The 26050-nt window shown below is 60.4% G+C and carries 23 protein-coding genes; 16 read left to right on the top strand and 7 right to left on the bottom strand.

What is annotated here, in order from left to right; all coding sequences use genetic code 11:
- Nucleotides 1–79 precede the first annotated feature (79 nt).
- Complete coding sequence (locus F4U95_RS16190; protein ID WP_161600400.1) at nucleotides 80–2227, bottom strand: TonB-dependent receptor; 2148 nt, start codon at nucleotides 2225–2227, stop codon at nucleotides 80–82.
- Nucleotides 2228–2537: 310 nt separating this feature from the next.
- On the opposite strand from F4U95_RS16190, the gene F4U95_RS16185 reads away from it, so the two are divergent.
- On the top strand, nucleotides 2538–3773 hold the full coding sequence (locus F4U95_RS16185) for an ROK family transcriptional regulator (RefSeq protein WP_150426397.1): 1236 nt from the start codon (nucleotides 2538–2540) through the stop codon (nucleotides 3771–3773).
- A 43-nt stretch (nucleotides 3774–3816) separates the two neighbouring features.
- On the opposite strand, the gene F4U95_RS16180 is transcribed toward F4U95_RS16185, so the two are convergent.
- The 3 genes from F4U95_RS16180 to F4U95_RS16170 form a co-directional block, all read right to left on the bottom strand.
- Nucleotides 3817–4935, bottom strand: coding sequence for a 5-methyltetrahydropteroyltriglutamate--homocysteine S-methyltransferase (locus F4U95_RS16180; protein WP_150426396.1), 1119 nt, complete (start codon nucleotides 4933–4935; stop codon nucleotides 3817–3819).
- Nucleotides 4936–5114: 179 nt separating this feature from the next.
- Complete coding sequence (locus F4U95_RS16175) at nucleotides 5115–5852, bottom strand: GntR family transcriptional regulator (RefSeq protein WP_021225617.1); 738 nt, start codon at nucleotides 5850–5852, stop codon at nucleotides 5115–5117.
- Between the two features lie 66 nt (nucleotides 5853–5918).
- Nucleotides 5919–7172, bottom strand: a complete 1254-nt coding sequence (locus F4U95_RS16170) for an MFS transporter (protein ID WP_150426395.1) — start codon at nucleotides 7170–7172, stop codon at nucleotides 5919–5921.
- Nucleotides 7173–7431: 259 nt separating this feature from the next.
- Here F4U95_RS16170 and F4U95_RS16165 point away from each other — a divergent pair, with 259 nt between their 5' ends.
- The 3 genes from F4U95_RS16165 (at nucleotide 7432) to F4U95_RS16155 (ending at nucleotide 11403) form a co-directional block, all read left to right on the top strand.
- Nucleotides 7432–9576 carry a TonB-dependent receptor gene (locus tag F4U95_RS16165; RefSeq protein ID WP_021225619.1) on the top strand — a complete coding sequence of 715 codons (2145 nt, stop codon included), beginning with the start codon at nucleotides 7432–7434 and terminating at the stop codon, nucleotides 9574–9576.
- Nucleotides 9577–10250: 674 nt separating this feature from the next.
- The gene (gene ku, locus F4U95_RS16160; RefSeq protein ID WP_150426394.1) at nucleotides 10251–11141 is read left to right on the top strand and encodes a non-homologous end joining protein Ku; all 891 of its coding nucleotides are present in this window, start codon (nucleotides 10251–10253) and stop codon (nucleotides 11139–11141) included.
- 4 nt (nucleotides 11142–11145) lie between these two features.
- The gene (locus F4U95_RS16155; protein WP_150426393.1) at nucleotides 11146–11403 is read left to right on the top strand and encodes a hypothetical protein; all 258 of its coding nucleotides are present in this window, start codon (nucleotides 11146–11148) and stop codon (nucleotides 11401–11403) included.
- Between the two features lie 81 nt (nucleotides 11404–11484).
- On the opposite strand, the gene F4U95_RS24930 is transcribed toward F4U95_RS16155, so the two are convergent.
- Entirely contained in the window at nucleotides 11485–11652 is a 168-nt protein-coding gene (locus F4U95_RS24930; RefSeq protein ID WP_211364659.1) for a KTSC domain-containing protein, read from the bottom strand.
- A gap of 140 nt (nucleotides 11653–11792) precedes the next feature.
- Between F4U95_RS24930 and F4U95_RS16145 the strand changes: the two genes are divergently transcribed.
- The 5 genes from F4U95_RS16145 to F4U95_RS16125 all read left to right on the top strand — a co-directional run bounded on the left by F4U95_RS16145 (nucleotide 11793) and on the right by F4U95_RS16125 (nucleotide 18564).
- Nucleotides 11793–12728 (top strand): GNAT family N-acetyltransferase, encoded by a 936-nt coding sequence (locus F4U95_RS16145; protein WP_150426392.1) that lies wholly within the window; start codon nucleotides 11793–11795, stop codon nucleotides 12726–12728.
- Between the two features lie 96 nt (nucleotides 12729–12824).
- Entirely contained in the window at nucleotides 12825–15341 is a 2517-nt protein-coding gene (ligD, locus tag F4U95_RS16140; protein ID WP_150426391.1) for a DNA ligase D, read from the top strand.
- Nucleotides 15338–16141: an exodeoxyribonuclease III gene (gene xth / locus F4U95_RS16135; protein WP_150426390.1), complete on the top strand. Its 804-nt coding sequence runs from the start codon at nucleotides 15338–15340 to the stop codon at nucleotides 16139–16141. Before ligD ends, xth begins: the two co-directional genes overlap by 4 nt.
- Nucleotides 16142–16482: 341 nt before the next feature.
- Entirely contained in the window at nucleotides 16483–17466 is a 984-nt protein-coding gene (locus F4U95_RS16130; RefSeq protein WP_246171622.1) for a sensor histidine kinase, read from the top strand.
- Nucleotides 17467–17967: 501 nt separating this feature from the next.
- Nucleotides 17968–18564, top strand: coding sequence for a PRC-barrel domain-containing protein (locus F4U95_RS16125; protein WP_312313005.1), 597 nt, complete (start codon nucleotides 17968–17970; stop codon nucleotides 18562–18564).
- A 358-nt stretch (nucleotides 18565–18922) separates the two neighbouring features.
- Here the strand turns inward: F4U95_RS16125 and F4U95_RS16120 are convergent, their stop codons facing one another.
- Nucleotides 18923–19435 carry a hemerythrin domain-containing protein gene (locus tag F4U95_RS16120; RefSeq protein ID WP_150426389.1) on the bottom strand — a complete coding sequence of 171 codons (513 nt, stop codon included), beginning with the start codon at nucleotides 19433–19435 and terminating at the stop codon, nucleotides 18923–18925.
- 112 nt (nucleotides 19436–19547) lie between these two features.
- Nucleotides 19548–20198, bottom strand: coding sequence for a DUF6766 family protein (locus tag F4U95_RS16115; protein WP_246171621.1), 651 nt, complete (start codon nucleotides 20196–20198; stop codon nucleotides 19548–19550).
- Nucleotides 20199–20493: 295 nt separating this feature from the next.
- On the opposite strand from F4U95_RS16115, the gene F4U95_RS16110 reads away from it, so the two are divergent.
- From F4U95_RS16110 to F4U95_RS16080, 7 genes are all read left to right on the top strand, one after another.
- Complete coding sequence (locus tag F4U95_RS16110; RefSeq protein WP_150426387.1) at nucleotides 20494–21069, top strand: SRPBCC family protein; 576 nt, start codon at nucleotides 20494–20496, stop codon at nucleotides 21067–21069.
- The gene (locus tag F4U95_RS16105; RefSeq protein ID WP_150426386.1) at nucleotides 21069–22259 is read left to right on the top strand and encodes a zinc-dependent alcohol dehydrogenase; all 1191 of its coding nucleotides are present in this window, start codon (nucleotides 21069–21071) and stop codon (nucleotides 22257–22259) included. Before F4U95_RS16110 ends, F4U95_RS16105 begins: the two co-directional genes overlap by 1 nt.
- Nucleotides 22260–22270: 11 nt before the next feature.
- Nucleotides 22271–23053, top strand: a complete 783-nt coding sequence (locus F4U95_RS16100) for an SDR family NAD(P)-dependent oxidoreductase (RefSeq protein WP_150426385.1) — start codon at nucleotides 22271–22273, stop codon at nucleotides 23051–23053.
- Between the two features lie 9 nt (nucleotides 23054–23062).
- Nucleotides 23063–23245: a hypothetical protein gene (locus tag F4U95_RS16095; protein WP_150426384.1), complete on the top strand. Its 183-nt coding sequence runs from the start codon at nucleotides 23063–23065 to the stop codon at nucleotides 23243–23245.
- A 28-nt stretch (nucleotides 23246–23273) separates the two neighbouring features.
- Nucleotides 23274–24368 carry a catalase family protein gene (locus F4U95_RS16090; RefSeq protein ID WP_150426383.1) on the top strand — a complete coding sequence of 365 codons (1095 nt, stop codon included), beginning with the start codon at nucleotides 23274–23276 and terminating at the stop codon, nucleotides 24366–24368.
- Nucleotides 24369–24379: 11 nt separating this feature from the next.
- Entirely contained in the window at nucleotides 24380–24676 is a 297-nt protein-coding gene (locus F4U95_RS16085) for a plasmid stabilization protein (RefSeq protein ID WP_150426382.1), read from the top strand.
- 65 nt (nucleotides 24677–24741) lie between these two features.
- Entirely contained in the window at nucleotides 24742–25350 is a 609-nt protein-coding gene (locus tag F4U95_RS16080; RefSeq protein ID WP_150426381.1) for a flavodoxin family protein, read from the top strand.
- The last annotated feature ends 700 nt before the right edge of the window (nucleotides 25351–26050 follow it).

Here is a 26050-nt window from a genome sequence, read left to right as displayed (position 1 = left end):
GTCGTTCAATTCCAGTAGCAAGAGAGAGACGCCCACCGGCATGACCTGCGGGCGCCCGAGGGAGAGGCCGTGACCTCGATCAGAATTTGAAGCCCGCCCGAACGCCATATTGGCGCGGATCGGACAGGGTGAAGGACTGGAGTTCGTAGACGCCCAGCAATCGCTTATTTTCCAGGTTCTTGGCGTAGGCCTGCACGTACCAGCGGTCTTCCGGCGCGAAATAGCCAAGCTGCAGATCGGTGCGGGTATAGCTGCCCTGCTTGATCTGGTTCGCGGTGTTGTTGTCCGTCACCACATAGGAGCTGGAGAATTTGAGTGCCGCGCTGCCGGAAACCCGCCCGCCATTGGCCAACGGGAAGTCCTGTGTCACGCCGATGCGCCCAGTCCATTTGGGCGAACGATCGAGCGGCGTGCCCTTGAAATTGATCGTCGGATCGCTCTCCAGCGGGCGGAAGTCGCCATAGGTCGCGTCCAGATAGGCGAGCGAATAGTCGATCTTCGTGCCGGAGCCGACACGATAATTGCCCTCCAGCTCGATGCCCTTGACCTTCGCCTTGGGCACGTTGAGCGTGACCGCGCCACCGGTGGTCTTGACCAGGCCGAGTTGTAGATCCTGATAGTCGTAATAGAAGCCCGTCAGGCTGAAATAGAGCGCACGGTCGAGCGCCGTACCCTTGATGCCGGCTTCGTAGGAGATGATCGATTCCGGCTTGTAATAGAAGGGCACCGAGCTGAGGTCGGCCGGGCTGCCGTCGTTGAAGCCACCCGCCTTGTAGCCCGACGTCACGCTGGCATAGGCCAGGATGGACGCGCTGATTTCGCCTTCGACGCTGCCCTTCCAGGTCCAGCGCGATCCGGAAATGCCACCGCCCGGATAATGGCCGTCATAGTTGGACGGGAAGGTCAGATCGAGTGCGTTCAGCGTGAAATATTGCGTGCCCGTGCGATCCTTGCTGTCCTTGGTGTAGCGTAGCCCCCCGGTCACACGAACGCCCGGCGTTACTTCGTAGGTGGCCTGCCCGAAGCCGGCATAGGATTTGGCCGAGGCATTGAGGTCGTAGCTGAGCGTGAAGCCCTGGTTCACGAAGTCCAGGATCGGTGCCGTGTAGGTCTTCTCATGGAAATAATAAGCGCCCACGACCCAGGACAACGGGCCGCTACCCTGCGAGGCGAGGCGCAGTTCGTGCGAATCCTGCTGGTGATTCTGGTAAGAGATGAAATCACCATTGGGCACGCCCGCATCCGCCGGGATATCGTTGCGGCTCGCCCGTTCCCGCCAGGTCGACTTGCGCCATCCGAATAGATAGGTCAGCTTGGCAAAGCCGAGGTCCGAATTGAGTTCGGCGGTGACGCCGCCTGAATTGAAGCGGCTATAGGTGTCGACGCCCGGATTCTGGTAGCGCAGGCTGTGATCGTCATTCTGGGCGACAGCGCGCTCCACGGCAATGCGAGCCTGACCATTGGTGTGCGACTGCTCATAATCGCCCGACACAAAAAGTGTGGTCGCGCTGCCAATGTCGAACAGCAGGCCGGCGCGCAGGCCGAAATCATTCTGGTCGTCCAGCTTGCCATGACCGTCATGGGTCTCGGTGAAACCGTCATGATTATTGTAGGCGCCTGCCAGGCGGAAGGCGATGCTGTCGGTGATCGGGGCATTGACCATGCCGTTCAGGCGGACGGTGTCGTAATTGCCATATTCGATCGATCCCGACCCCTCGAACTTCTGAGTCGGACGGTTGGTGATGACGTTGATGACGCCGGCGGTGGCGTTGCGGCCATAAAGCGTACCCTGCGGCCCGCGCAGCACCTCGACCCGGCTGACGTCGAACATGGTCAGCGTCTGCTCGGTCGGGCGGGCAATATTCACGCCATCCAGATTATAGGCGGTCGACGGGTCGCCCTTTTCCGAAAAGTCCGAGCTGGCGACGCCGCGAATGGCAAAACCCGCCGGCCCGAGCTGGACGTTTGGAATGACGTTCTGCAGGTCCTTTGCGCTGGTGACGCCTTCTGACATCAGCTTCTCGCCACCGACGGCGGCAATGGCGACGGGCGCCTTGCTGAGCGCCTGGTCGCGGCGCAGCGCGGTAACGACGATCTCGGCCGTGTCCGGTGCAGCATCATTAGTAGCCTGTGGCACAGCCGCGCTATCCTGCGCCGAAGCCGGCGCAGCCTGAAGCGCGGCGAAACCTAGGGCGATCGCCGAACTGGTAAAGTGGAACGCTCTCATGACTTCCTCCCGAAGAATCATTTATTAACCGAACGCTTATACTCGCCATCAGCTTGAGCTGCGCCGGACGGCCGCAAAAAGCGCCGAACAGCGAGATTTATCAACTTGAAAAATGTTCGGATTTCGATCGTTTCATGCTGCAGCGCACATGAAAAGGCGGTTAATCCAGGTATAATGCTGCCAGTTCCGCGATGATAACCCTGTACCGCAGCGCGTTATCCCGAACGATTATAATGCATTTATTGGATATTTGATCACATCCCGTACAATCATCCTTGACGATCCATCGAGTCCAACACATCATGCGCTCATGACCGCCCCCTCCAGCAAGCGCAGCGCGCGCGCCGATCGCAGCGGCAATGTGCAGGAAGTGTTGAATTTCCTGCGCGCGACCGGCCCGTCGAGCCAGGCGACGATCTCGCGCGCGACAGGATTATCGCGCGCGACCGTCAATCATATCGTCCAGGCCCTGCGCGATCAGGGCGCTGTCCAATATGAATGGAAGAACAAGCGCGAAGCGCTGGTCTGTCTGGCCTCTACGAAGGAATCGATCGTCACGGTCACCGTGACCGAAAGCGCGGTGCACGCCATCCTGTTCGACTTCAGCGTTCAGGAACGGACCGACCTGCTTTCGACCCATCTGCCAGAATATCACGATGCAGCCCCCACCCCGTCCATGGCGCTGGACCTCATACACCGGATCGCGTCGATCGCCCGGCAGCGCGGTGCACCGCTGGTCGGCGCGGCCATAGCCATCATGGGCCCGATCGACCGAACGACGGGTGCGATCGCGCCCTGGGCCTGGCAGCGCCTACCCCATTGGAAACAGGTCGAAATCCAGAAATATTTCGTCAAGAACCTACGCATCCCGGTCATCGTCGACAATGACGCCAATCTGGCGGCGCTGGCCGAATGGTCCTGGGGCGCGGGCAGAGGATGCAGCGACTTCCTCAACATCACCTGCGCGCAGGGTATTGGCGGCGGCTTCGTCATCAATGGCGCAATCTATCATGGCGGCACCGGGCTTGCCGGAGAGATCGGCCATATGGTGATAGAGGATGCCGGCGACCTGTGCTTCTGCGGCAGCCGGGGCTGCCTTACCAGCCTGGCGACCGAACGCGCGATCCTGAATGCCCTTCCCCATCAGACTGTACCCAAGCGCTCGCTGGAGGAGGTGATCCACAGCGCTCAGCACGGCGATGCCGCCTGCCAGCGCGTCCTGTCCGAAACCGGGCTGCGGCTTGGCAAGGCGCTGGCGACGGTGGTCCGGGTGATGGGGCCGCGCGTGATCGCGATAGGTGGCGTGTTGGGTCATGCCGGTGACATCGTCATGGGCGGATTGCGCGCCTCTTCGGAGATCATCAATCTGAAGGCGGTGGGCGCGGGTACGGAATTCCGCGTAGCTGAGATTGCCGATAACGCCACCGAACTCGGCGCGCTAGCCGCGATCTTCAAAGAGATCGACATGGGCATCAACAGCCTGTCGCCCTGGATGCTACGGCCAGCCGATCCAGGCGTAGCGGAGCCATCGCGCACGGTGGCATGAGGCGACTGGGGCGCGGGCGACATCGTCGCCCGCGCGGCACGCCTTACAGTTCGCCCCAGACCTGCGTGGCGACATCTACCAGCAGCTCCAGCTTCCGCTTCTCATCGTCCTCGCTGAGTGCATTGCCCGCCTCGGTCGACGCGAAGCCGCACTGCGGACTGATGCAGAGCTGATCGACATCGATGTAGTTAGACGCCTCATCGATGCGGCGTAGTATCTGTTCACGATCCTCCACCGCGGCCACCTTGCTGGACACCAGACCCAGCACCACGCGACGGCCCTTCGGCACGAAACGCAGCGGTTCGAACCCGCCGGCACGGTTCGTGTCATATTCCAGGAACAGGCCATCGACCTCCAGCCCGCTGAACACGGCTTCCGCGACTGCTTCATAGCCGCCTTCGGCCATCCACATGCTGCGATGATTACCACGGCAGGTGTGCACCGTCACCGCCATGCCCTCGGGCCGATTTGCGACCATCGAATTGACGATGCGGGTATAGAGCGTGGGCAGATCATCGGGATTTTCGCCATCAGCGCGGACCCGTTCGCGTACATTCTCGTCGCATATGGTGGCAAAGGACACGTCGTCCATCTGCAGATAGGTGCAGCCGGCAGCCGCCAGATCCGCCACTTCCTGCTGATAGGCGTTTGCAAGGTCCGACCAGAATTCGTCCATATCGGGATAGGCGGTAGCGTCCACCACGGATCGGCCGCCGCGCATATGGATATAGGTGGCAGACGGGATGGTGAATTTGGCGGTACGGCTGGTGTTCGCCTGCAGAAAGTCGAAATGGTCGACCATGATCGGTTTGGGGCGCGTGATCTTGCCGGTAACGCGCAGCATCGAGGAGGTGGAGGCCACCTGCCCATCGGCGCTCTTGAAACTGACCGCATAGCCCTCGCCCGTCGCGTCGATGCCCTCGAAGCCGGTCAGGAAGTCGAGATGCCAGGCGGTGCGGCGAAACTCGCCGTCCGTCACGCTCTGAAGGCCGGCCGATTCCTGTAGCGCGATGACATCCCGGATCGCCCTGTCCTCGACTGCGGCGAGCGCGCTGCGATCGATCTCCCCGGCCTGCCAGCGCGCGCGCGCCTCGCGCAGGGCTTGGGGCCGAAGGAGACTGCCGACATGATCGGCGCGGAAAGGAGGACGGGAGGACGGCATGCTTGTCTCGCTTCTGTCTGGATTCGCCTCGGGCAGATGCAGCACCGGCACACGGAACATCGCCGCCTGCCGACGGCCAAAGCCGTCGACATGCCCATCATCAATTTAGGATACGTTACGTAGAAAAATCCAGAATTTTTCCGACAATTATCGCAGTTCAGGATCCCAAAAATACGATATCAGACATTCGCGGGCTTGCGGCGACGCCTCGGCTCCGGCTTTTGAGGTGTATCAGCGCTCGGCGCCTGCTCCGCCTTGCGGCGTTCGAACATGCTCACCCGCTGATGATTGGCATGTTCACGAAACAGCATTTCCGCACGCACGCCGTCGCCCTTGCGAACCGCGTCGACGATCGCGTGGTGAAAGCCATGCGCCCGATGCAGCATGGTGAAAGCGTGGCGCAATCCCACCTGGTCGAAGACAATCACCGACGGCGCGACGAAGGGAACATTGTTCAGCCGCTCGATGAACATCGACAATATGGGCGACTGGCAGCCATCGATCATCAACTGATGGAAGCGCTCGTTCATCCGGCCATATTGCAGTTCATCCTCGCGATCGAGATGATGCTTCTCAAAGATCGCGTCGCCCTCCGACAGGCACGCGTCCAACTGCCGCAAGAGATCGAGATCGGCGCCGCGCTCGGCAATCGCGCGCGCGGCCCAGCCTTCCAGCGTCGCGCGCAAATCCAGCGCTTCGTAGATCTCCCGCTCGCTGAACGCGCTGACCACATAGCCGCGCTTGCCCACTGGACTGAGGAACCCCTCGGCGGCCAGCAGCGGCAAAATGTTGCGGACCGGCGTGCGCGACACGCCCAGCCGCTCGGCAAGCCCCGCCTCGGTCAGCCGTTCGCCCGGCGCAAACTCTTCGCGCAGGATCATTTCCTTGAGAGTATTTTCCAGCGTCGTGTTGCTCATGCGATGGACCAGAGCGGGATTATCGGGCCGCTGTCAACGCCGCAGGCATGCGCCCCTCCCTCCGCCTCAGCCGGCCGAGCCCGGCATGTCATGTACCGGGACGATGCTGGGTACAACCAGATGCAGGAACAGGGTCGCTGCCAGATAAGCGACCGAGGCCACCGCGAACATTGGCCAATAGCCATGCCCGTTGGTCAGCGACCACCCGGCAAACTCGATCATGCCCATGCCGCTGAGATTGCCGGCAACCGAACTGAGCGCTGTCACCGTGCCGACGCGCTGCAGAGGGATGATATCGGCTGTGACGCCAAAGATGTTGGTGACGAAGCCATTATGCGCGAACAGCGCAACGCCGATGATCGCCGCCGCCGCCCAGGGGCTGCCCATGAACAGCGCCAGCGGCAGCGGCAGGATCAGCACGGCGAAGCACAGCATCGACAATTTGCGCGCCGCGTTGAAAGACAGGCCCTTGCGCAGAAACATAGGGAAAAGGCCGCCACTTGCCAGCGCGCCCAGCGCCGCCATCGCATAGGTCAACGCCACGGGCCCGCCGATCTGCGCCTGGCTCAGGCCGAACACCTTGCTGAACAGGTCCGGAATCCAGAACAGCAGGAACCACCAGACCATGTCGGCCATCGCTTTCGATCCCGTAATCGCCCAGGTGCGCCGGTCGGAAAAGAGCGCAGCCCAGTCTACGCCGGCCTTCGCAGGCGCAACGGAAACCGCTCTGGGGGCACGCAGATGGCGGGTGCCGACCACCCACAGAAAAACCCAGATGACGCCAAGGCCACCGGTCAACAGAAAGGCTGACTGCCAGCCGAACAGCACGGCGACGGGCGGGATCACCAGCGGCGTCATGATTGCGCCGATGCTGGGTGCCGTCGTGATGATGCCAAGGCCGAAGGAGCGCTCGCGCAACGGCAGATATTGCGCCGTTGCCTTGACCGTCGCCGGGCCGGAGACCGATTCGCCCAGCGCCAGCGTCACCCGCGCCAGAACGAATTGCGTGACCGTCGCCGCGGCGGCATGCGCCATGCCGGCAAGGCTCCAGATCGCGACCGCCCAGCCATAGGCGATCCGCACACCGAAGCGATCGACCAGCCAACCGGAAAAAAGGACGGACGTCGCCATTGCGAGGCTGAAAGCGGACCCCAGATGCGCAAAATCCTCGTCGCTCCAATGAAAGGTTGCCTCCAGCGTCGGCTTGAGAAGCGCCAGAACCTGGCGGTCGACATAGCTGAGGACGGTGCCGAAAAAGACGAGCGCAATTAATAGATAGCGTCGGCGCGCCTGGCTCGCAGCGCTGTTATCGTCTCTCATCACCCGCTCCTCATTATTTGTCCAAGGACCTCATGGATAGCTACGGACCCATATCCTTTCGCATGCCGGGCTAGGAGAAGCACCCTTACTCGTCAATATTTTGTATCCCATTCAAGGCGGTTTATGCGATAATTTAACATTGATCGGCAGCTTTCAGACAATTCGGGATACAAATCGTTGACGGCGCGGCCTGCTCTGACCTAGCGAACACCCCATTGAAAAGGGCGACCCATCGCTCATCAGGGAGAGGTTCTGAGTCATGAAGGCATTTCGCACATTTCACGCCGTCAGCCTGCTGGCGCTCGCTGCTGCCATGCCGCTTACCGCGCATGCGCAGGACAGCGCACCCGCCGCACAGCAAGATGACGGAGTCGGACTGGCCGATATCGTCGTGACCGCCGAAAAGCGCGAAGCGAACGTCCAGAGAACGGCGATCGCCATCGACGTCGTGACCTCGGACAAGCTTGCCAAGAATGGCGTTGCCAACATGGAATCGCTCCAAGCGGTCGCGCCGGGCGTACAGTTCGGCCAGTCGGGCGCGAATACGATCGTCACCGTGCGCGGCGTATCTGGCCGCGACACCTCGGAAATTGGCGATCCCGCCGTCGCGATCAACATGGACGGCATTTTCCTGCAGCGCCCGGCCGGTATGAACGCCGCCTTCTTCGACCTTGATCGGATCGAAGTTCTGCGTGGTCCGCAGGGCACGCTTTATGGCCGCAACGCGACCGGCGGCGTTATCAACGTCATCTCCAAACGTCCGCAGCTCGACGACTTTGGTGGCTATGCGGCGGTTGATGCCGGCAACTACAACACGATCAACATCGAAGGCGCGGTCAATGTGCCCCTGTCGGACAAGCTGGCGATCCGCGCGTCGGGCATCAGTCGCGACCATGAAGGCTATCGCAGCGTGGGCAATGGCCGTCGTGGCGATGACGAAAATTCGCGCGGCGGCCGCTTGCAATTGTTGTTCAAGCCGACCAGCAATTTGAGCGTGCTGCTGTCGGGCGGCTATCTCAAGCAGACCGGCTTCGGCCCGGTGCAGGCGGGCTATCCCACGACCCGCCCAACCCCGCCGACCGATCCGGACGAAGTGTCCAACGTCCCGCTCAACTTCGACAATGACTATAATCTGACGCGCAAGACCGCATCGGCACAGGTCGATTATGATTTCGGTCCCGCCAAGCTGACCTATCTGTTCGGCTATGTCGGCGTCGACAAGGACCAGACCTTCGACAATGATGGTACCGCCACGAAGTCATATGTCTTCCACGCCGGCGAATTTTCTGACGACTATAGCCATGAGCTGCGTCTGTCATCGAACAATGATGGTCCCTTCACCTGGCAGACGGGCCTCTATTATTACAAGCAGGATCTCGAGGTCCGCTCGCAAAATTACGTCAACCCCAATGGCGATATCGTCCTGCTGCGCGACTATCATTATGATGTCGGCGTCAAGTCCAAGGCGGCGTTCGGTCAGGTCTCCTATGCCTTTACTGACCAGTTGAAAGCCAGCGCCGGTATCCGCTGGTCACAGGACACCAAGACCCGCACCGGCTATGCCCTTAACGGCCCCAGCCTGGTCAACCCGCCGGTCACCCAGCCGGTGCTGAACTATGCGCCGACCGATGACCGTTCGCGCGACAGTGACGTCTCCTACCATATCGGGCTGGATTATCAGGCGACCTCGCGCAACCTGATCTACGCGAAGGTCGATAAGGGCTACAAATCTGGCGGCTTCACCTCGATCAACGCCTATGGCCCGGAAACCGTGATCGCCTATGAGATCGGATCAAAGAACCGCCTTCTGGACAACAGCCTGCAGCTGAATCTGACCGGCTTCCTGTATGATTATAGCGACCAGCAGGTTAGCCAGACCACGACCCAGGGCGTGCAGGTGCTGAACGCGGGTAGTTCCCGCGTGAAGGGCCTAGAAGCGCAGATCGAATGGAAGGCGAGCAACAGTGACTCGGTCGATCTATCGATCAACTGGTTGCACGCTCGATTCAAGACGTTCGAGGTCAACACCGGCGGTGTCAATGTCGACCTCGCCGGCAACCGCCTGATCCAGGCGCCCGACTGGGCGCTGTCAGGCGGCTATGAACATATGTTCGACCTGCCCAATGGCGGCAACATCACGCCGCGCGTCCAGGCGACCTGGCGCTCCAAATCCTATCTGACCTTCTACAATAATCCGAACGACCGTCAGAAGGCCTATGAGACCGTCGACGCCAGCCTGACCTACACGGCACCGAATGGCGCGTGGAGCCTGCAGGCCTATGGTCGCAACCTCACCAACTCGGTGATCCTGACCGGCGCCAGCATCGGCTCCTTCACCGGCACCAACTTCTACCAGTTCGCAGCGCCCCGAACCTATGGCGTGCGCCTGCAGGGAAAGTTCTAAGAGCCCCTCCCTATCGGCCCGCAACATCTGCACCTGTCGCGGGCCGGTATTTTTCTTCTTCACCGCTTGAGCGTCCCGACACGCATCGCCCGAGGACCAAGCAAGAACGACCGATGCGATCTTTGCGGCAATGGATGATAGCTGCAGCGGCACTGACGGACTTCCCTGCCTGAACCATCCCCACTTCCGCACCTTTTCGCGACTTGCCCCGCCAACCCGATATCAATGGCCGGGCGAAGCCTGTGCGGGCCATCTAGCCGTCGATTTTCGGCTCACAGGTGGACGGGTCAACTATGCTATTTCGGATACCCAATACTGGCCGAAACCGGACGGTCAGCACCTAAGGCCCCAGATTTGATTGCCGAGCGTCCGATTTGGGTCCGATAGCGGTGAAAACCCTGCCTTGCAGTAATGGCTGTCCGGATTCACTGACCTTGTCGTCAGGAGACAGGCTCTAATTGGTGATCGGAGGGTGATGCGGGAGGCGCTATTCTACAGCTTCAGCCTGGAAGATCATGTTCCCATAGCGACATGTCGTGGACGTTGGATCACGTCGCGGATCTGGACGGCATCCGGGAGAAGCTGCGGCCGTTCTATAACGAGGCGGGGCGGCTCTCGGACTTGGAACGCTGCCCGCCGCAGAAAGTTATCCGGAGAATGCGTTGGAGATAATCATGGCTGCACGACCTTATTGGAAAGGCCAGATAAGGCTGGCCCTGGTTTCGATCCCTGTCGAAATCTATTCGGCGACCAAGAGCGGCGCGACCATCGCATTCAATCAAATTCATGAGCCGTCGGGCAAGCGAATCAAATATGAAAAGGTCGTGCCTGGCATCGGCCCGGTCGATCTCGATGAGATCGTCAAGGGCTTTGAATATGCCAAGGGCGAGTATGTCCTGCTCGATGAGAAGGAGATCGAGGGCGTCAAGCTGGAGAGCAAGAAGACGCTCGAACTGACACAGTTTGTAGATAGCCACGACATCGACCCGATCTATTTTGAAAAGCCCTATTATGTCGTGCCGGCCGACGACCTGGCCGAGGAAGCCTTCATGGTGCTGCGGGAGGCGCTTCGGCGCAGCCGGAAAACAGGACTTGGCCAGCTAGCGATGCGCGGGCGGGAATATGTCGTCAGCATCAAAGCCTGCGGCCGCGGAATGGTCATGGAAACCCTGCGTTATGCCGACGAGGTCAACAAGGCGGCGAGTTATTTCCGCGAAATAGGCGATAGCGATCCCGATGACGAACTCCTCGATCTCGCCACGACGCTGATCGACAAGAAGACTGGCAAGTTCGATGCCAGCGACTTCCATGACCGCTATGTCGATGCGCTCAAGGACCTGATCGAGCGCAAGAAGAAGGGAAAGACCCTCAACATCGATGCGGACGATAGCGAAGCCGATCCGCGCGGCAGCAACGTCGTCGATCTGATGGCCGCGCTCAAGAAATCACTTGGCAGCAGCGATTCCAAACCCGCTGCGAAGAAAGCGCCTGCCCAAAAGGCTGCGAAGAGCACCGATAAAAAGCCGGCTGCGAAGTCGCCGGCGACGACGCGCAAGCGGGCGTAAATTCATGACCGATCCAATTTGCAAGGCTTCCGGCAGCGAAGATGATGATGCTGCGTTCGCGGAGGGCGCGATCACGCTCTGGAGCAATCTGGTGGCTCTGATCGGCACGCACTTGCTCGAAACCGGCATGCCCCGTCAGGAACTGCTTGATATGCTGACAATGCTCCACGAAACCAATGAGGAGACCGTGCGATCGCCGCGCGCCCGCGCCATTGCAGGACAGCATTTGATGTCGGTATACCAGGTGCTCGGGAAAGCCTGAAGGTTATTCATCCTTCGGGCCAAAGCGCCGGCGTTCGGGGTCGCGACGGCACGCGAAGCGCCCCTTGATCTGCTCGTTGAATTATGTGCCCACCGAGACGGCTTTGCACAGCTCGTCAAAGATGGTGGCAGGCACGTCATAGTAGAGGTATTTGCCGGTCTGACGGAACGAGATACTCAGCGTGTGTGCGTCATCATCGAACGCGACACGCTCGATCATCGAAGACTGGTTAAAGCGATATGCGCGCATCAGCATCTATCGAAAGAACCAATGTCGCGTTCCCTTTCGGCAGTCGAGCCGAATCAGAAACAAGGCCGGATGAAAGTCCTGCGCCGACATGGCGTTTCGAGGCTCCATGAACCGGGGGCCAGCTAAAGGGTTGTCGTGAGATGGCACAGGTGGCGACCGACCAAAAACTGCGCGACATGGCCGAGCATCGTGGCCTCAAGCTTGTAAAATCACGCAGGCGCAAACCCGGCGTCGGCGACTATGGCAAGTTCGGGCTGATCGATGCAGCCGGCAAGCCGCTGCTCGGCATTGGCGCACAAGGGCTGGAAGCGTCGGCGCAAGATATCGAGACCTATTTGCGGGCCGGTGCCGCCAGCACTTGGAAGGAATCAGCGGAAAGCACCCCCGCCAGACCAGCATCGAAAGCCCGACCCTCAGGCGGCAATGATGACGACGATCAACGTCTGGAATCGGCCATCCGGCCACGCTCAAAACGCAGGTCTGGAGAACAGCCAGAACCGTTAAGCAGAGAATATCCAAAAAGTCGGAGCGAGGCCGAAGATCAGCCAAGAGATCGGCATAATCCCGCCGCCAAAGTGGCCGCGCGTGTCAGTTCAGCATCTCGCCCAAGCGGCCGCCGTCCCGCCCCTGCGCCGGCACCCGAGCCGAAGCTGCTCATCCGCGCCGCAACGGCAGCCGACGCGGAAGCGCTCGTTCCGTTGGTGCGACAGCTGTCCGGGGTAAGGCTGGACGAACTCGGTGTGGCCCGGAACTTGAAAGCAGCGCTCAAGGCGGAAGCCGGCATGGCCGTTGCTGAATTCGGAGAAGTCGTCGGATGCTGCGCCTGGGCTGTCATACCCACGCTCCAGCATGGGCTGGTCGGCAGACTGACGTTGCTGCTCGTTGCCCACGCACATCGAAGAAAGGGCATCGCCACCGCTATGGTAGATAAAGCCGTGACGTCGCTTCGCAAGAAAGGTTGCACGCGGCTCGAAGCGATGAGCGACATCGATGTGAAAAATGCCCACAATTTCTTCCGGACATTGAAGTTTGAGCAGACAAGCTACCGGTTCGCGCGATCAATCGCCCCCGAATGATCGAAGTCCAGTTTAGCCGCGCTTGTCAGGCCTGAGCGACGCAGGAACGAGTCATGGCATCCGCGAATTAAGGGAGCGAAGGAATCCGGGACCAACATGCCGAACGTTCAGACCAAGAAGGAGGACAGGCTCGCCACCTACCGCGCCAAGCGTGATTTCGCGCGCACCGCCGAACCCTCCGGGGCGACACAGCCCGCCGCCGGCAATGGCTTTGTCGTCCAGAAGCATGCCGCGTCCCGTCTACACTATGATTTCAGACTGGAGCTGGACGGCGTTCTCCTGAGCTGGGCCGTCACGCGCGGGCCCAGTGCCAATCCGGATGACAAGAGGCTGGCTGTGCGGACCGAGGACCATCCGCTCGACTATGCCCGGTTCGAGGGCACCATCCCCAAGGGCGAGTATGGCGGCGGCACTGTCATGCTGTGGGACAACGGAACATGGGAACCGATCGCCGGCAAGGATCCGCGTACGACCCTGCCCGAAGGTCACCTCCATTTCACTCTCCATGGGCGCCGGATGCAGGGCGAATGGATCCTTTTTCGTCTGAAGCCGCGCGGCAGGGAAAAGGCCGAGAACTGGATATTGCGCAAGGTAAACGATGCCTTTGCCGGCGGCTCGGACGATCTGATCGGGCTCCACCTGACCAGTATCGACAGCGGCCGCACGATGGAGGAGATCGCTGCGGGCAAACCGGTTGCGAGATCGAAGGCAAAGGCATCGCCGGCGGCTCCAGCTTCAGCCAAGGCGCAAGTCAGGAAGCCTGCCAGGGCGACGAAGCGCAGGAAAGCTGGCCGTATCCTGCCGCCGTTCCAGCCCGTGCAGCTGGCGACTCTTGTCGACCATGTGCCGCCGGGTGATCGCTGGCTGCACGAGCTTAAATATGACGGATACCGCACGCTGCTTGCCATCGGCAATGGCGAAGGCCGCGCCTACACGCGCTCGGGGTTGGACTGGTCGGACCGGTTCGCCGGACTGATCGCCGACGCGGTCACGCTCGATGCTGAAAGCGCCTTGATCGACGGTGAAGCGGTCGTGGTCTTGCCCGACGGCAGGACCAGTTTCCAGGCTTTGCAGGCAGCGCTCAAGGACGACCCGAACGCGATCGATTATTTCGCATTCGACTTGATCGAGCTCAACGGCGAAGATCTGACGAAACGGCCGTTGCTGGAACGCAAGGAGCTTCTCGCCGCGCTGATCGGCGAGGGCCAGGGCCATCTGCGCTATTCCGACCATATAATCGGGCGCGGCGAGCAGCTTTTCGACAGTTTTTGCGCTGCGGGACTGGAGGGCGTCATCTCAAAACGCACCGACGCGCGCTATTCTGGCGCGCGCTCGGGGACCTGGGTCAAGACCAAGTGCATCCGCCGCCAGGAGTTTGTCGTCGTCGGATGGACACCCTCGGACAAGCAGCGGGGCTTTCGCGCTTTGCTGCTGGGAGTGAACGAGAAGGGCGTACTGCGATACGCGGGGAAGGTTGGAACTGGGTTCACGGGCGACGAGATCGAGCGCCTGATGGTGTTGATGACGCCGCTCGAACAGAAGACCGCAACCGTGGAAGCACCCCGGGCTGCCGTGCGCGGCGCCCATTGGATCAAACCGAAGCTCGTCGCCGAGGTCGCCTTCATCGAGTTTACCCACGAAGGCGTATTGCGCCATTCGAGTTATCTGGGCCTTCGAGAGGATAAAAAGCCCGAAGCGGTTGTGGTCGAAACCGAAACGCCGGTCGGCGATCTGACCGCTCCGGCCGCTACCAGTACCGTCAAGATCAGCAATCGCGAGCGCGTCATCTTTCCCGAGGGCAAGCTCACCAAGGGGCAACTCGCTGACTATTATGAAGCCGTTGCGGAGATCATGCTGCCCTGGAGCGGCAGCCGGCCGATCAGTCTGGTGCGCTGCCCGCAAGGGCGAGACAAGAAATGCTTCTTCCAGAAGCATGATGCCGGCAGTTTTGGTGACGAGGTCAAGCACGTCGCGATCCGCGAGAAGGATGGGCATGACGAGCCCTATCTGTTCGTGGACACGCCCGCTGGACTTCTGACCTGCGTCCAAATGGGCACGATCGAATTCCATGGCTGGGGCGCTCGGATCGAGGACGTCGAGAAGGCCGACCGGCTTGTGTTCGATCTCGACCCCGATGAAGGCTTGGAGTTCAAAGATGTCGTCTCGGCTGCTTTCCACCTTCAGGACGTGCTGGGTCAGATGGGTCTCGCAACCTTCCCGATGGTGACCGGCGGCAAGGGCGTTCATGTCATCGCGCCGCTCACGCCGACTGCGCAATGGCCAGTGGTCAAGGATTTTGCGCACCGCTTTGCCATGGCCCTGGAGCAGGCAGACCCCGATCGGTTCACTGCGGCCCTGGCCAAGGCCAGACGTACCGGACGCATCTTCATCGACTATCTTCGCAACCAGCGCGGCGCCACTGCAGTCATGCCCTACAGCGCGCGTTCGCGCCCCTTTGCGCCAATCGCGGTGCCGCTCAGCTGGGAAGAGTTGCGCGATCTGGACAGTCCGGCCTGCTGGCATATTGGTGACGCCGCCGAGATGGTGAAGCGAGCAGGGTCCAAGGCGCTCGCGCAATGGGGCCGTGCCGACCAGTTCCTGCCAGACCTGTGAAGATCGCCACCTACAATGTGAACGGCGTGAACGGCCGCCTGCCGGTCCTGCTTCGCTGGCTGGCCGAGGCCGAACCGGACATCGTCGTGCTCCAGGAACTCAAGGCGCCACAAGAGAAATTTCCGCAAAGCGCTTTTCGAGACCTTGGCTATCAGGCGATCTGGCATGGCCAGAAGAGCTGGAATGGCGTCGCCATTCTCGCCCGTGTCGGCGAAATCCATGAGACCCGGCGCGGACTGCCAGATGACCCCGACATCAGCCAAAGTCGCTATATGGAGGCGGCGGTCAACGGCGTGCTGATCGCCGGCCTCTATCTGCCGAACGGAAATCCGCGCCCCGGACCGAAGTTCGATTACAAGCTGCGTTGGTTCGATCGGCTGATCGATCATGCGGCGGCGCTGTTACGATCGGGCGCTCCGGTGATCATGCTCGGCGATTTCAACGTCATGCCGACCGAGCGCGATGTCTACAAACCCGAACGCTGGCTCGACGACGCCTTGTTCGCGCCCGAAGTCCGGGCGGCATTCTTCCGGCTCCTCGATCAAGGCTGGACGGATGCCCTTCGCACTATCCATCCGGATGAGACGATCTACACTTTTTGGGATTATTTCCGAAACGCTTATGGCCGAAATGCGGGCCTGCGCATCGATCATCTGTTGCTCAGTCCACTGCTGCGCGACCGGCTCATCGATGCCCAGGTCGACACTCACGTCCGGGGCTGGGAGAAGTCGAGCGATCATGCGCCGGTGTGGGTCGAGCTCTCCGACAACAAGGCTCGACGCCGTACCCCAAGGTCCTGATGCCCCATTCAGGACCGCGCCATTACTGCAAGACCGGGCTTCACAATATTGTCGGCCGAAATCGGTAGGCGGCTCCTGGGTCAAAGCAGTCGTTCGCGAGCACGATCTCGCAAGTCGGCTAGAGGGAAAATCGGACGATCACGAAAGGCCGCTTCGGCGCCCATACAAGCAAGCGCAGCAAGCAGGATGGCTAGCGCACCGCGACATCAGCAGCCAGAAGGCGTTGATGTCATCCGCCGAAATTTTTAATGTCCCCGCGACGCTCGCCACTGCGACTCTGTACGTGGGCCGTCACAACGAGACTTTCAAATGGCCACCGGGCATTCCGGGAATGAGGGGACATGAGCCATTCGACGATGTACGATCCCAAATTCGACGCCGGTTTGTGGCTTTCCTCGGTGGTCGACAATTCCGGCGACGCGATCCTCAGCAAAACGCTCGACGGCGTCATCACCAGCTGGAATGCGGGAGCCGAGAAGCTGTTCGGGTTCTCCGCCTCCGAGGCCATCGGCCAGCCCATCACGCTCATCATCCCTGAGGACCGGCTCCACGAAGAAGCCGAGATTATCGGCAAGCTGCGGGCCGGCGAACGCGTCGATCGGTTCGAAACGGTGCGCCGCCGCAGTGATGGCGAACCCGTCCATATCGAGGTCACCATTTCGCCGGTGCGCAACGCCGAAGGCGAGATTATCGGCGCGTCTAAAATCGCGCGCGATATCGGCGAGCGGCTGCGTCATGCCGAGGACCAGCGGCTCCTGGTCCGCGAGATGCATCACCGCATCAAGAACCTGCTCTCGATCGTGCAGGGGCTGGTCAGCGTTGGCCGACGACGGGCCGACGATGTGGATGACTTCGCCGATAACCTGAGCAGCCGGATCATCGCGCTCGGCGCAGCGCAGCAACTCGTCCTCGGACTTCCAGGCGAAGAACGCTCCGGTGCCGCGCTGAGCGAGCTGATTGGAGCAGTCCTGGAGCCCTATCGCGACGAGGGTCAGATCACCGTCGCGCAGTGCGACGCGCCTGTGGGCGCGGGCGCGTCAACGTCACTAGCGCTGCTCATGCACGAACTCGCCACCAATGCCGTCAAATATGGCGCGCTCTCCAATTCCGACGGCCTGCTCCAGGTTGATATCTCAATGACGCAAGGAAACGTCACCATCGCCTGGCGAGAATGCGGTGGCACTTTCGACAATGGCGATCAGGGTTTCGGGACAGAGCTGATGCGCGCAGCCATGCGTGGACTTGGTGGCACTATCGAACAGGCATGGCGGGACGGCGAACGGGTCGTGACCATTTGCCTCGCACGTGACCATCTGACTCGCTGACAGACGAACCGTAAGCGCTCAGTCGAGACCGAGCTTCGCCTTGAGCACGTCGATGCGCTTTGACGCTTCGGCGGTTCAGAACGTCCTCGCTTCCATCGATGGTTTTTTCACAAGCGTGGATCAGGCGAACCGGTCGTCGACATACTCCGTTTCAGCGGTGCCAGCCTAAATGTGTTCGACCGCCAAGCGTGGGCAATTATCCGTTCACGATGGCTACCATTGGGGTGCAGGACCTACCCGACATATAGCTCGGGTCATCGCGCGCCAGGAACAGCAAACTAGGCGCCCCGTCACTGGTGGTCCGGCATTTTGATCGCGACCATCACTAAAGGCCCCCTGCCCCAACAGAATCTTAGGGGGCTGGCTTCCCGTTTGCTCGGGCTAAAGCGCTGTTGCCGTACGCGCGCAAAGGGCAACCCGAGAAATCTGCCTTCGATCCGGCACCAGCAAGAGCGCTTCGCGTTAGTCGCTTCTGACCTTTTGATCATGGAGCTACCCGAGTTGGAAGACCTCGCCGGTTGGATTGCCCCTGCTGCCACCATGATTGCGGCCATGATGACCGCAGCCAATCTGGGCGCACGTGTCACCGGCTGGGGTTTCGGGGTCTTCACCCTGGGATCGATCGCCTGGTCGATAGTGGGATTCTCTTCGGGACAGGCAAACCTGCTGGCCACCAACGGATTTCTAACCCTCGTCAATCTCATCGGCGTCTGGCGCTGGCTTGGCAAGCAGCGCGCATATGAAGATGGCGGCAAATCCGCCGCCCAGGCAAGCCAGCGCTCCCTCTATCCGAGTCTTTTTACCGCGACGAGCGTCGCTGGCATGCCGGTCGTTGATGCTGAAGGCGAGCCGATCGGAAAAGCCGTTGAGGCCCTCGTGACCTGCAAGAGCGGCAGGGTAAGTTACGTCGTCATCGCATCTGGCGGTTGGGGAGGCGTGGATGAAGAACTTCGCGCTTTGGACTGGGCAGACCTGAACTTTGCCAGTGATCGGCTGACGCTGCTGCGCCCACGCGCATGGTTCGATAGCCTGGCGCCTCTAGTCGAGGGAGAGTGGCCCGCAGCACTGGCGGATTTTAACGAGAGGCGGAGCAGATGAGGTTTTTCGCAACCTTCACGAAATCGCCCTGTCTTTGCCAAAATGTCGGAGCCCAGATAGCTGCCTCGACATGAGAAAGGGAGCATTGTTGCTGTAGAATATCCTCTCGCCAGTTCCCAGGACGATCCGGAACTCGCCAGCACCATCTGCAAGCGCGTGCGGCGAAGTGTCGCTAGCCCTCACTTCAAGAGGTAGCTGGCCCCTGCAAGGACCTTACCCGACGGCGATTAGCTTCCGGCCAAGCCTTGCGACTTAGAGAGGATGGCCACTGCGGTGGAGGATTCTGTCGGTTAGTGGTCGCAAGAAATGGGCCGCCGCCGTTTTCAGGCGCCAACTCATTCCCTTTTACTGGCACGGGTCAGGCTGCGAGCAGTTTCACAGCCGTCGGCTTCGCGGCGGGCAGCCCGTCTGTCTTTGCCTTCGCAAGCAATTCCTTCTTGCGTGCGGCCATCGTGTCGCGGAGTGCCACAAGATCCACGTCAGTTTTCCGGCATTGCGCGAACATGCCCTCAGACGGCATTTCCTCCTCATGGACATGATGCTTGATTTCTTCCGAAAGCACCTTGACCTTAGCGTCATAGAAGGCGTCGCCGGGCGAGCCGGCCACTATGTCGTTAATCAGCACCTTGGCGCCATCATGTTCGACATAGGCTTCGTCGAGTGTGTCATCCTCGATCAACCCGCGAAAGGCGGGATAGAAGATTTCTTCCTCGAGGAGCGTGTGGATTTTGAGCTCGACACAAATCTCATGCGCCAGCGCCTGCTTGCGGTCTGCGGATTTCGCAGCCTCGAACTTCTCGAACAGATCCTCGACCTTGCGATGGTCGGCCTTCAGCAGCGCGATCGCATCGGTGAATTGCGGCTCAGCCATCCTAATTCTCCTATTGGGTGATCGCCAATGAAGTTGTCAGCACCAGCTATGGTTCCTCGCTAACGACTCGCAAAAAGGAAGTGGTTCGCGAGTATGAGCCATACACATATGTTTACTCGCCAGTCTGGTTATGAGGTGCTGCCACGGCCTTGGATTCCGGCGATTCCCGTTGGCGAAGGAAAATGGATAGAAGCACCAGAACTGCAGTCGAGAGAAACTCACTTTGCCAGTTCTGAAAGGATTCAAACCAAAGCTGAGGATCGCCAAGATAGGCTATCGTTGTGAGTGGCTTTTCCCCATGTGCTACAGCATCTTGCGCCGCGACCCTGGCGCTTTGTGTCCAGTGGACGACGAACGAAGCAAGGAAGAGCGACGCGAGGGCCAAACCGAGCGATTGCGCGTAGAGCGCGCGCCAGATTGGTCCCCATCGCAGGATTTTCGGTGCACCGGGCTTGCTGGCCTGGAGATCAAGGTCTGCGTCGCGCGGCGGGCCGTCCGGATCCTTGGACTCCGCCGAACCGCGCTGGATGAGGAAAGCGGTTAGCACCACATAGGCTGACATCTGCAGGAACTCGCTCTCCCAATTTTCAAAGACACTGGAGAGAAATTCGGGGCTGAAGCTATAGGCGATGAGCGAAAGCGCCTGTTCACCATGGCGGTGGGCGTCTTCGACCTGAACATGCCAGCCCGCGATCCATTGTCCGATAATAGTCGCCGCAAAAAACAACAGCAGGACGAGCGTCAGTCCGTTGTTCCGCAGCATGACCATCTTCCGGTCCGACTAGTGGAGGATGCCCAAGCTAACGGCTTCAGCTATCGTCCGTTCCAGTGGCAGGAAGCAGGGCATGCACGCCTGAAGAGCCTCGCGCAGCCATTTATGGCGGAACCCGGCGCCCGCTGCGGCACCGACACTGATCTCCATCAATAAGATTTATGCCGGCGCTTATGGGTCCATTGCTGCGGCAATGGCGTTGAGTAGCGGCGAGATCAGGGCTCGCCTTTGATGCGCCCTTCCCTGCTGGCGCACCCGATTTTCTCTTGCCCAAGGAGCTATGCCCATGAGCCGAGCGACAGACGATGCCCCTGCGGCCACCGCCAAGTCGAGCGAACAGAAGAAAGAGTCCGCAACCGACATCAAGGGTGCGGGCCATGAAAGCCTCATCGGCAAGTCCGTGACCATCAACCGACCTCGCGCCGAACTCTTTGCCTACTGGCGCGACTTCACCCAGCTGCCCAGCTTCATGGACAATGTGGAGCGCGTGGACATTATTGCCGCTGAACGTTCCCACTGGGTGGTGAAGGCGCCGGCGGGAAAGACCGTCGAATGGGATGCCGTGATCACCGAAGAGATAGACGGTGAGCTGATCGCCTGGGCTTCGGTCGAAGGCGCTGACGTTCCCAATAGCGGTCGAATCGAATTTCGCGACGCAGGCGAACGCGGCACCATCGTCACGGCCACCATTGCCTATGATCCGCCCGCCGGGTTCATCGGCAAGATCGTCGCCAAGATGTTCCAGCGCGAACCAGCCATCCAGGCGCGGCGCGATCTGCGGCGCTTCAAGCAGCTCATGGAAACCGGCGAGGTCGCCACTGCCGCCCGCACAGCACAGCAATTTGCCGAGGAGAAGAACTGATGCGCGCGCTCACCTGGCACGGCAAGCATGATGTCCGCGTCGATACCGTCGACGACCCTGAAATCCTCAATCCGCGCGACGCCATCATCAAGATCAGTTCGACCGCCATATGCGGTTCGGACCTGCACCTTTACGATGGCTACATCCCGACCATGAAAGCGGGCGACATCCTTGGCCATGAGTTCATGGGCGAAGTCGTAGAGACCGGCGCAAAATCCACCTTGAAGAAGGGGCAGAGGGTGGTGGTGCCTTTCACCATCGCCTGCGGGAGCTGCTACCATTGCGGCAAGCACCAATATTCCGCCTGCGATAACGGCAATCCCGCCGACAATCAGGATATCGGCCAAGAAATGTATGGTCAGCCAATGTCCGGACTGTTCGGCTACAGCCACCTGACCGGCGGCTATGCCGGGGGGCAGGCCGAATATGTCCGGGTTCCATTTTCCGACGTCGGGCCGATCGTCGTTCCCGATGGGCTGGAGGATGACCAGGTCCTTTTCCTTTCGGATATTCTCCCCACCGGCTGGCAGGCGGCCGAATATGCCGACATCGAGCCGGGCGACACCGTCGCGGTCTGGGGCTGCGGACCGGTCGGCCTTTTCGCGGTTCAGTCCGCCTTCCTGATGGGCGCGCAGCGGGTGATCGCGATCGACCATTTTCCTCATCGCCTTGAGCTGGCGAAGCGATTCGGCGCGGAGACCATCAACTATGAAGAATCGAAGACATATGAGGCGTTGATGGAGATGACTGGCGGCATCGGTCCCGATGCAGTCATCGACGCCGTTGGCCTCGAAGCGCACGGCTTCTTCCTCGACAATGTGGTCGATCAGATCAAGGCGTCGATGTTCCTTGGCACCGACAGAACCCATTCGATCCGACAGGCAATCCATGCCTGCCGCAAAGGTGGACGCGTCTCCATGCCGGCCGTTTATGGCGGCTTTGTCGATAAATTCCCACTGGGCGCCTTCATGGAGAAGGGGCTGACGCTCAAGACCGGCCAGACCAGCGTCCAGCATTATATGCCCGCGCTTCTGAACGCGATCGTCGAAGGGAAGATCGATACGACCTTCCTCATCTCGCACCGCATGGGGCTGGAGGATGCTCCCAAGGGCTACAAGATGTTCCACGAGCAGCAGAATGAAGTGACCAAGATCGTGCTGAAGCCCGGCCTTGATCGCGTCGCGGCGTGAGGAGAAAAGATATGGCCGATAAATTCGCAATCATCACCGGCGCGTCGAGCGGGATCGGCGCTGAATTGGCAAAACTGGCGGCCGCAGATGGCTATGATCTCCTCCTCGTTGCCGACACGCCCTTTGCCGATGCCTCGGCTGGACTCGCAAGTTTGGGCGTCGCGGTCGATACGCTGGAGGTCGATCTTTCGACCGTCCAGGGTGTCGATCAGTTGCTCGATCGCGCCGACGGGCGACAGGTGGACTTGCTCTGCGCCAATGCGGGGCATGGCCTGGGACATGCGTTTCTCGACCAGCAACTGTTCGATTGGCGCCATGTCATCGACACCAACATCACCGGCACCATCTACCTTCTTCACAAGGTGCTCGGCCAGATGGTGGCGCGCGATTCGGGAAAGATCCTGGTCACCGGCTCGATCGCCGGGTTCATTCCCGGCAGCTTCAACGCGGTCTACAACGGCACCAAGGCTTTCATCGACAATTTCACCGAAGCGCTGCGCAATGAACTGAAGGATCATAAGGGCGTCACGCTGACGACGCTGATGCCCGGCGTGACCGACACGGAATTTTTCGACCGCGCTGGCCTGGGCGCCGACACATCGGTTGGTGCCGACGATAACAAGGCCGATCCGGCCAAGGTTGCAAAGGATGGCTGGGACGCGCTCCTGGCCGGAAAGGGACATGTCGTTTCGGGCTTCTCGAACAAGCTGCAGGTCGCGGCCGCGGGTATCGTCCCTCAATCCATTTTGGCTGAGCAGCATCGCAAGATGGCTGAGCCCGGCAGTGCGCAATAGGAGGCTGAGATGTCCGAAGATACCCGCAAGGTAGCGCGAGGCCCGCTCGGCGATGCGCGTCCAGGCCATGAGGCTGAGGATGATCGGCCTAAGGGAAAGCCCTCCGAAAAGGTGGAAGACCGGCCGAATGTCGGCACGGTAAAACCCGAGGATTATCCGGCCGGGGATCGCGATAGCGCGCGCCCGGATTGAGATGTTTCAAACGAACGCCGGAGGCCCGATGAGCAGCCCGATCCCCTATACGCCCGACGTCGAACGGATTGACCAGGATGAGGCGGACGTAAATGCCGAACTGGCGGACACTTTCCGCCAGATCATCGAGACCACCTATCGTGATCTGGGCCATGGGTTTCGCGGCGTCCATGCCAAGAGCCACGCCCTCCTTCAGGCCCGTGTTCGCGTGCTCGAAGGGTTGCCGCCTCATTATGCGCAGGGCGTTTTTGCCCAGCCGAACAGCTATGATGCTCTGGTACGGATATCCACTGGCGCTGGCGACATATTGCCTGACAGCGTCTCATTGATCCGTGGCTTTGCAATCAAGCTCGTCGGCGTCGAAGGCGAGCGGCTGGCAGGGAGCGAAGGCGACAGTACGCAGGATTTCCTGTTCGCCAATGGTGTTGCCTTTCCGACCCCGGGTCCAAAGAAGTTCCTCGCGAACCTGAAGCTGCTCGCCAAGACTACCGACAAGGTCGAAGGACTCAAAAAAGCAGTATCTGCCGTCTTTCGAACGGCCGAGAAGGGCGTCGAAGCACTGGGCGGCGAGAGCGCCTTGCTCGAACAGCTTGGCGGCCATCGCCACACCCACCCCCTTGGCGAGAGCTTCTTCACCCAGGCGCCGATCCGTTATGGCGACTATATCGCCAAACTTGGCGTGGTCCCGCTCTCAGAGAATTTCAAGGCGCTCGAAGGCCAGGAAATCGACATCGCCGGTCGTGACGATGCGCTGCGCGAAGAGATTGCCAGCCTGCTGGCGGCGCAAGGCGGTGAATGGGAAATACGCGTTCAGCTTGCCCGTGATCTTGCTGCCAATCCGATCGAGGATGCGTCGGTTGCCTGGCCTGAAGAGGACAATCCCTATGTTGCGGTCGCGGTCATCAGCATTGCGCCACAGCCGAGCTGGACTTGGGACAGAGCGCGGGTGCTCGACGATCAGACAGCGTTCAATCCTTGGCATGGGATCGAGGCGCATCGTCCGCTCGGTGCGGTGATGCGAGCGCGCAAAGTGGCCTATGCTGCGTCGTCCGAAATGCGCGGGCGGTTGAACGGCTGCCCTTTCCATGAGCCGTCAAATGCGCAGTTGCCCGATGCCGAATAAGGAGAGATGCGATGCCGAAAGGTGACAAGTCGAGCTATAGCGACAAGCAGAAACGCAAGGCCGCCCATATCGAAGAGGGCTATGAGGATCACGGCGTTTCTCACAAGGAGGCCGAGCGCCGCGCCTGGGCGACGGTCAATAAGGAATCGGGCGGCGGAAACAAAGCGGGTTCCGGACGCGGCAAGGCTGAAAATCATGACAGTTCGCGCAAGGGCGGACGCAAAGGCGGTTCCAGCCAGAGCGCTTCCGACCGGTCGGCTGCCGCGAAAAAGGGTTGGGAAACGCGGCGACGTAAGGGCAACGCCTGATTTCCTGTCTCCATGGGCAATCATGACCAGACAGCAAAGTCCTAATCTGCAAACAGGAGAAGATCATGGCCCTCAAGGCGCTGGCAATAAACTGTACGCTCAAGGCCGTTACAACGGATGAGAGCTCAACCGATGCAATGATTGCCGTCCTCGAAAAGGCCTTTGCAGATGTGCAGGTAGAGGTGACCGAAACAGTCCGTGTCGCGGCACTCGACATCAAGCCGGGCGTTACCTCTGACGAGGGGGAAGGTGACGAATGGCCCGCATTGCGCACGAAGATACTGGCCCATGACATATTGATTTTTGGTGGTCCGATCTGGATGGGCCAGATTGGCAGCGTCGCCAAGCGCGTGCTGGAGCGGATGGATGCTTTTTTGTCCGAGACTGACGAGCAGGGCCGCATGCCAAGCTATGGAAAGGTCGCTGTGGCTGCGATCGTCGGCAACGAAGACGGCGCCCATTTTTCATCCGCTCAACTTTTTCAGGCCCTGAACGACGTCGGATGGACGATCCCGGCTGTGGCCGCATGCTATTGGGTGGGGGAAGCAATGGGATCGACGGACTTTAAGGATCTGGACGAAACGCCAAAGATGGTCACCAAGACCGCGAAGATGGTGGCGGGCAATGCCGTGCATCTTGCTGGTCTCCTGAAAGCCAGTCCTTATCCAAGATGATGCGTGACGCTTTAACACGCGATCGAGACGGTGGAACCAGGCACGACGCTATTTGCCGATTATGGCCCGGCCTGACCCCGCCATCTGTCGAGAGCGGATCGGTAAGCCTCGTCTTCCCGATCTCGCCGTTCTTCCAGTTTAGCAAGAGCCAAATCCCGCTTTGACCGGAGGGTCTCCCGCTCTTGTCGCAGGTCAGCTATCCGACGGTCGATTTCCGACAAAGCGTCCGCGAACTGTCGCCTTTGCTCTTCCATAGCATGCGTAGCATTGTCGAGCCTGCTCCGACTGGGCTTTGGTTTGGGCTTCGCTCGCACCAGACTGGGAGCCACGCTGTTCCCGTCCTGCCCTTTTCGCCCCGACTTGGCGCGGCGCGGCCGAGCGGCGCCCGCAGCCGCGAGGTGCTGCGCTGGCGTGCCGCGAGGCGCCCGGATGACCTTGCCTGGCTGTGCAAGCGCCGCCTTGGTGAGTTGCGGATCCGTGACTATCTCAGCCATGCCGCTGGCGAACAGGTTCGACCTCGCTCCCCATGCCTCCAGCGCAGCCTTCTGGCTTTTAGCAGCGACATAGGCATCCTCAAATCCGGCCGAGGTTCGAAAGACTTTGAAAGGACGCTGGGCCATCCCCCCACAACGCGGGTCGAGGGCTGCCGGTCCCACGCTCAAAAGGCATTATCACAATCACAGTCTGACGCATGAGGACC

The organism is Sphingobium limneticum (genome assembly GCF_008710165.1).
Lineage (GTDB): Bacteria > Pseudomonadota > Alphaproteobacteria > Sphingomonadales > Sphingomonadaceae > Sphingobium > Sphingobium limneticum.
The sequence above is the reverse complement of the archived record's forward strand: the minus strand, read 5'-3'. Positions and strand labels throughout refer to the sequence as shown.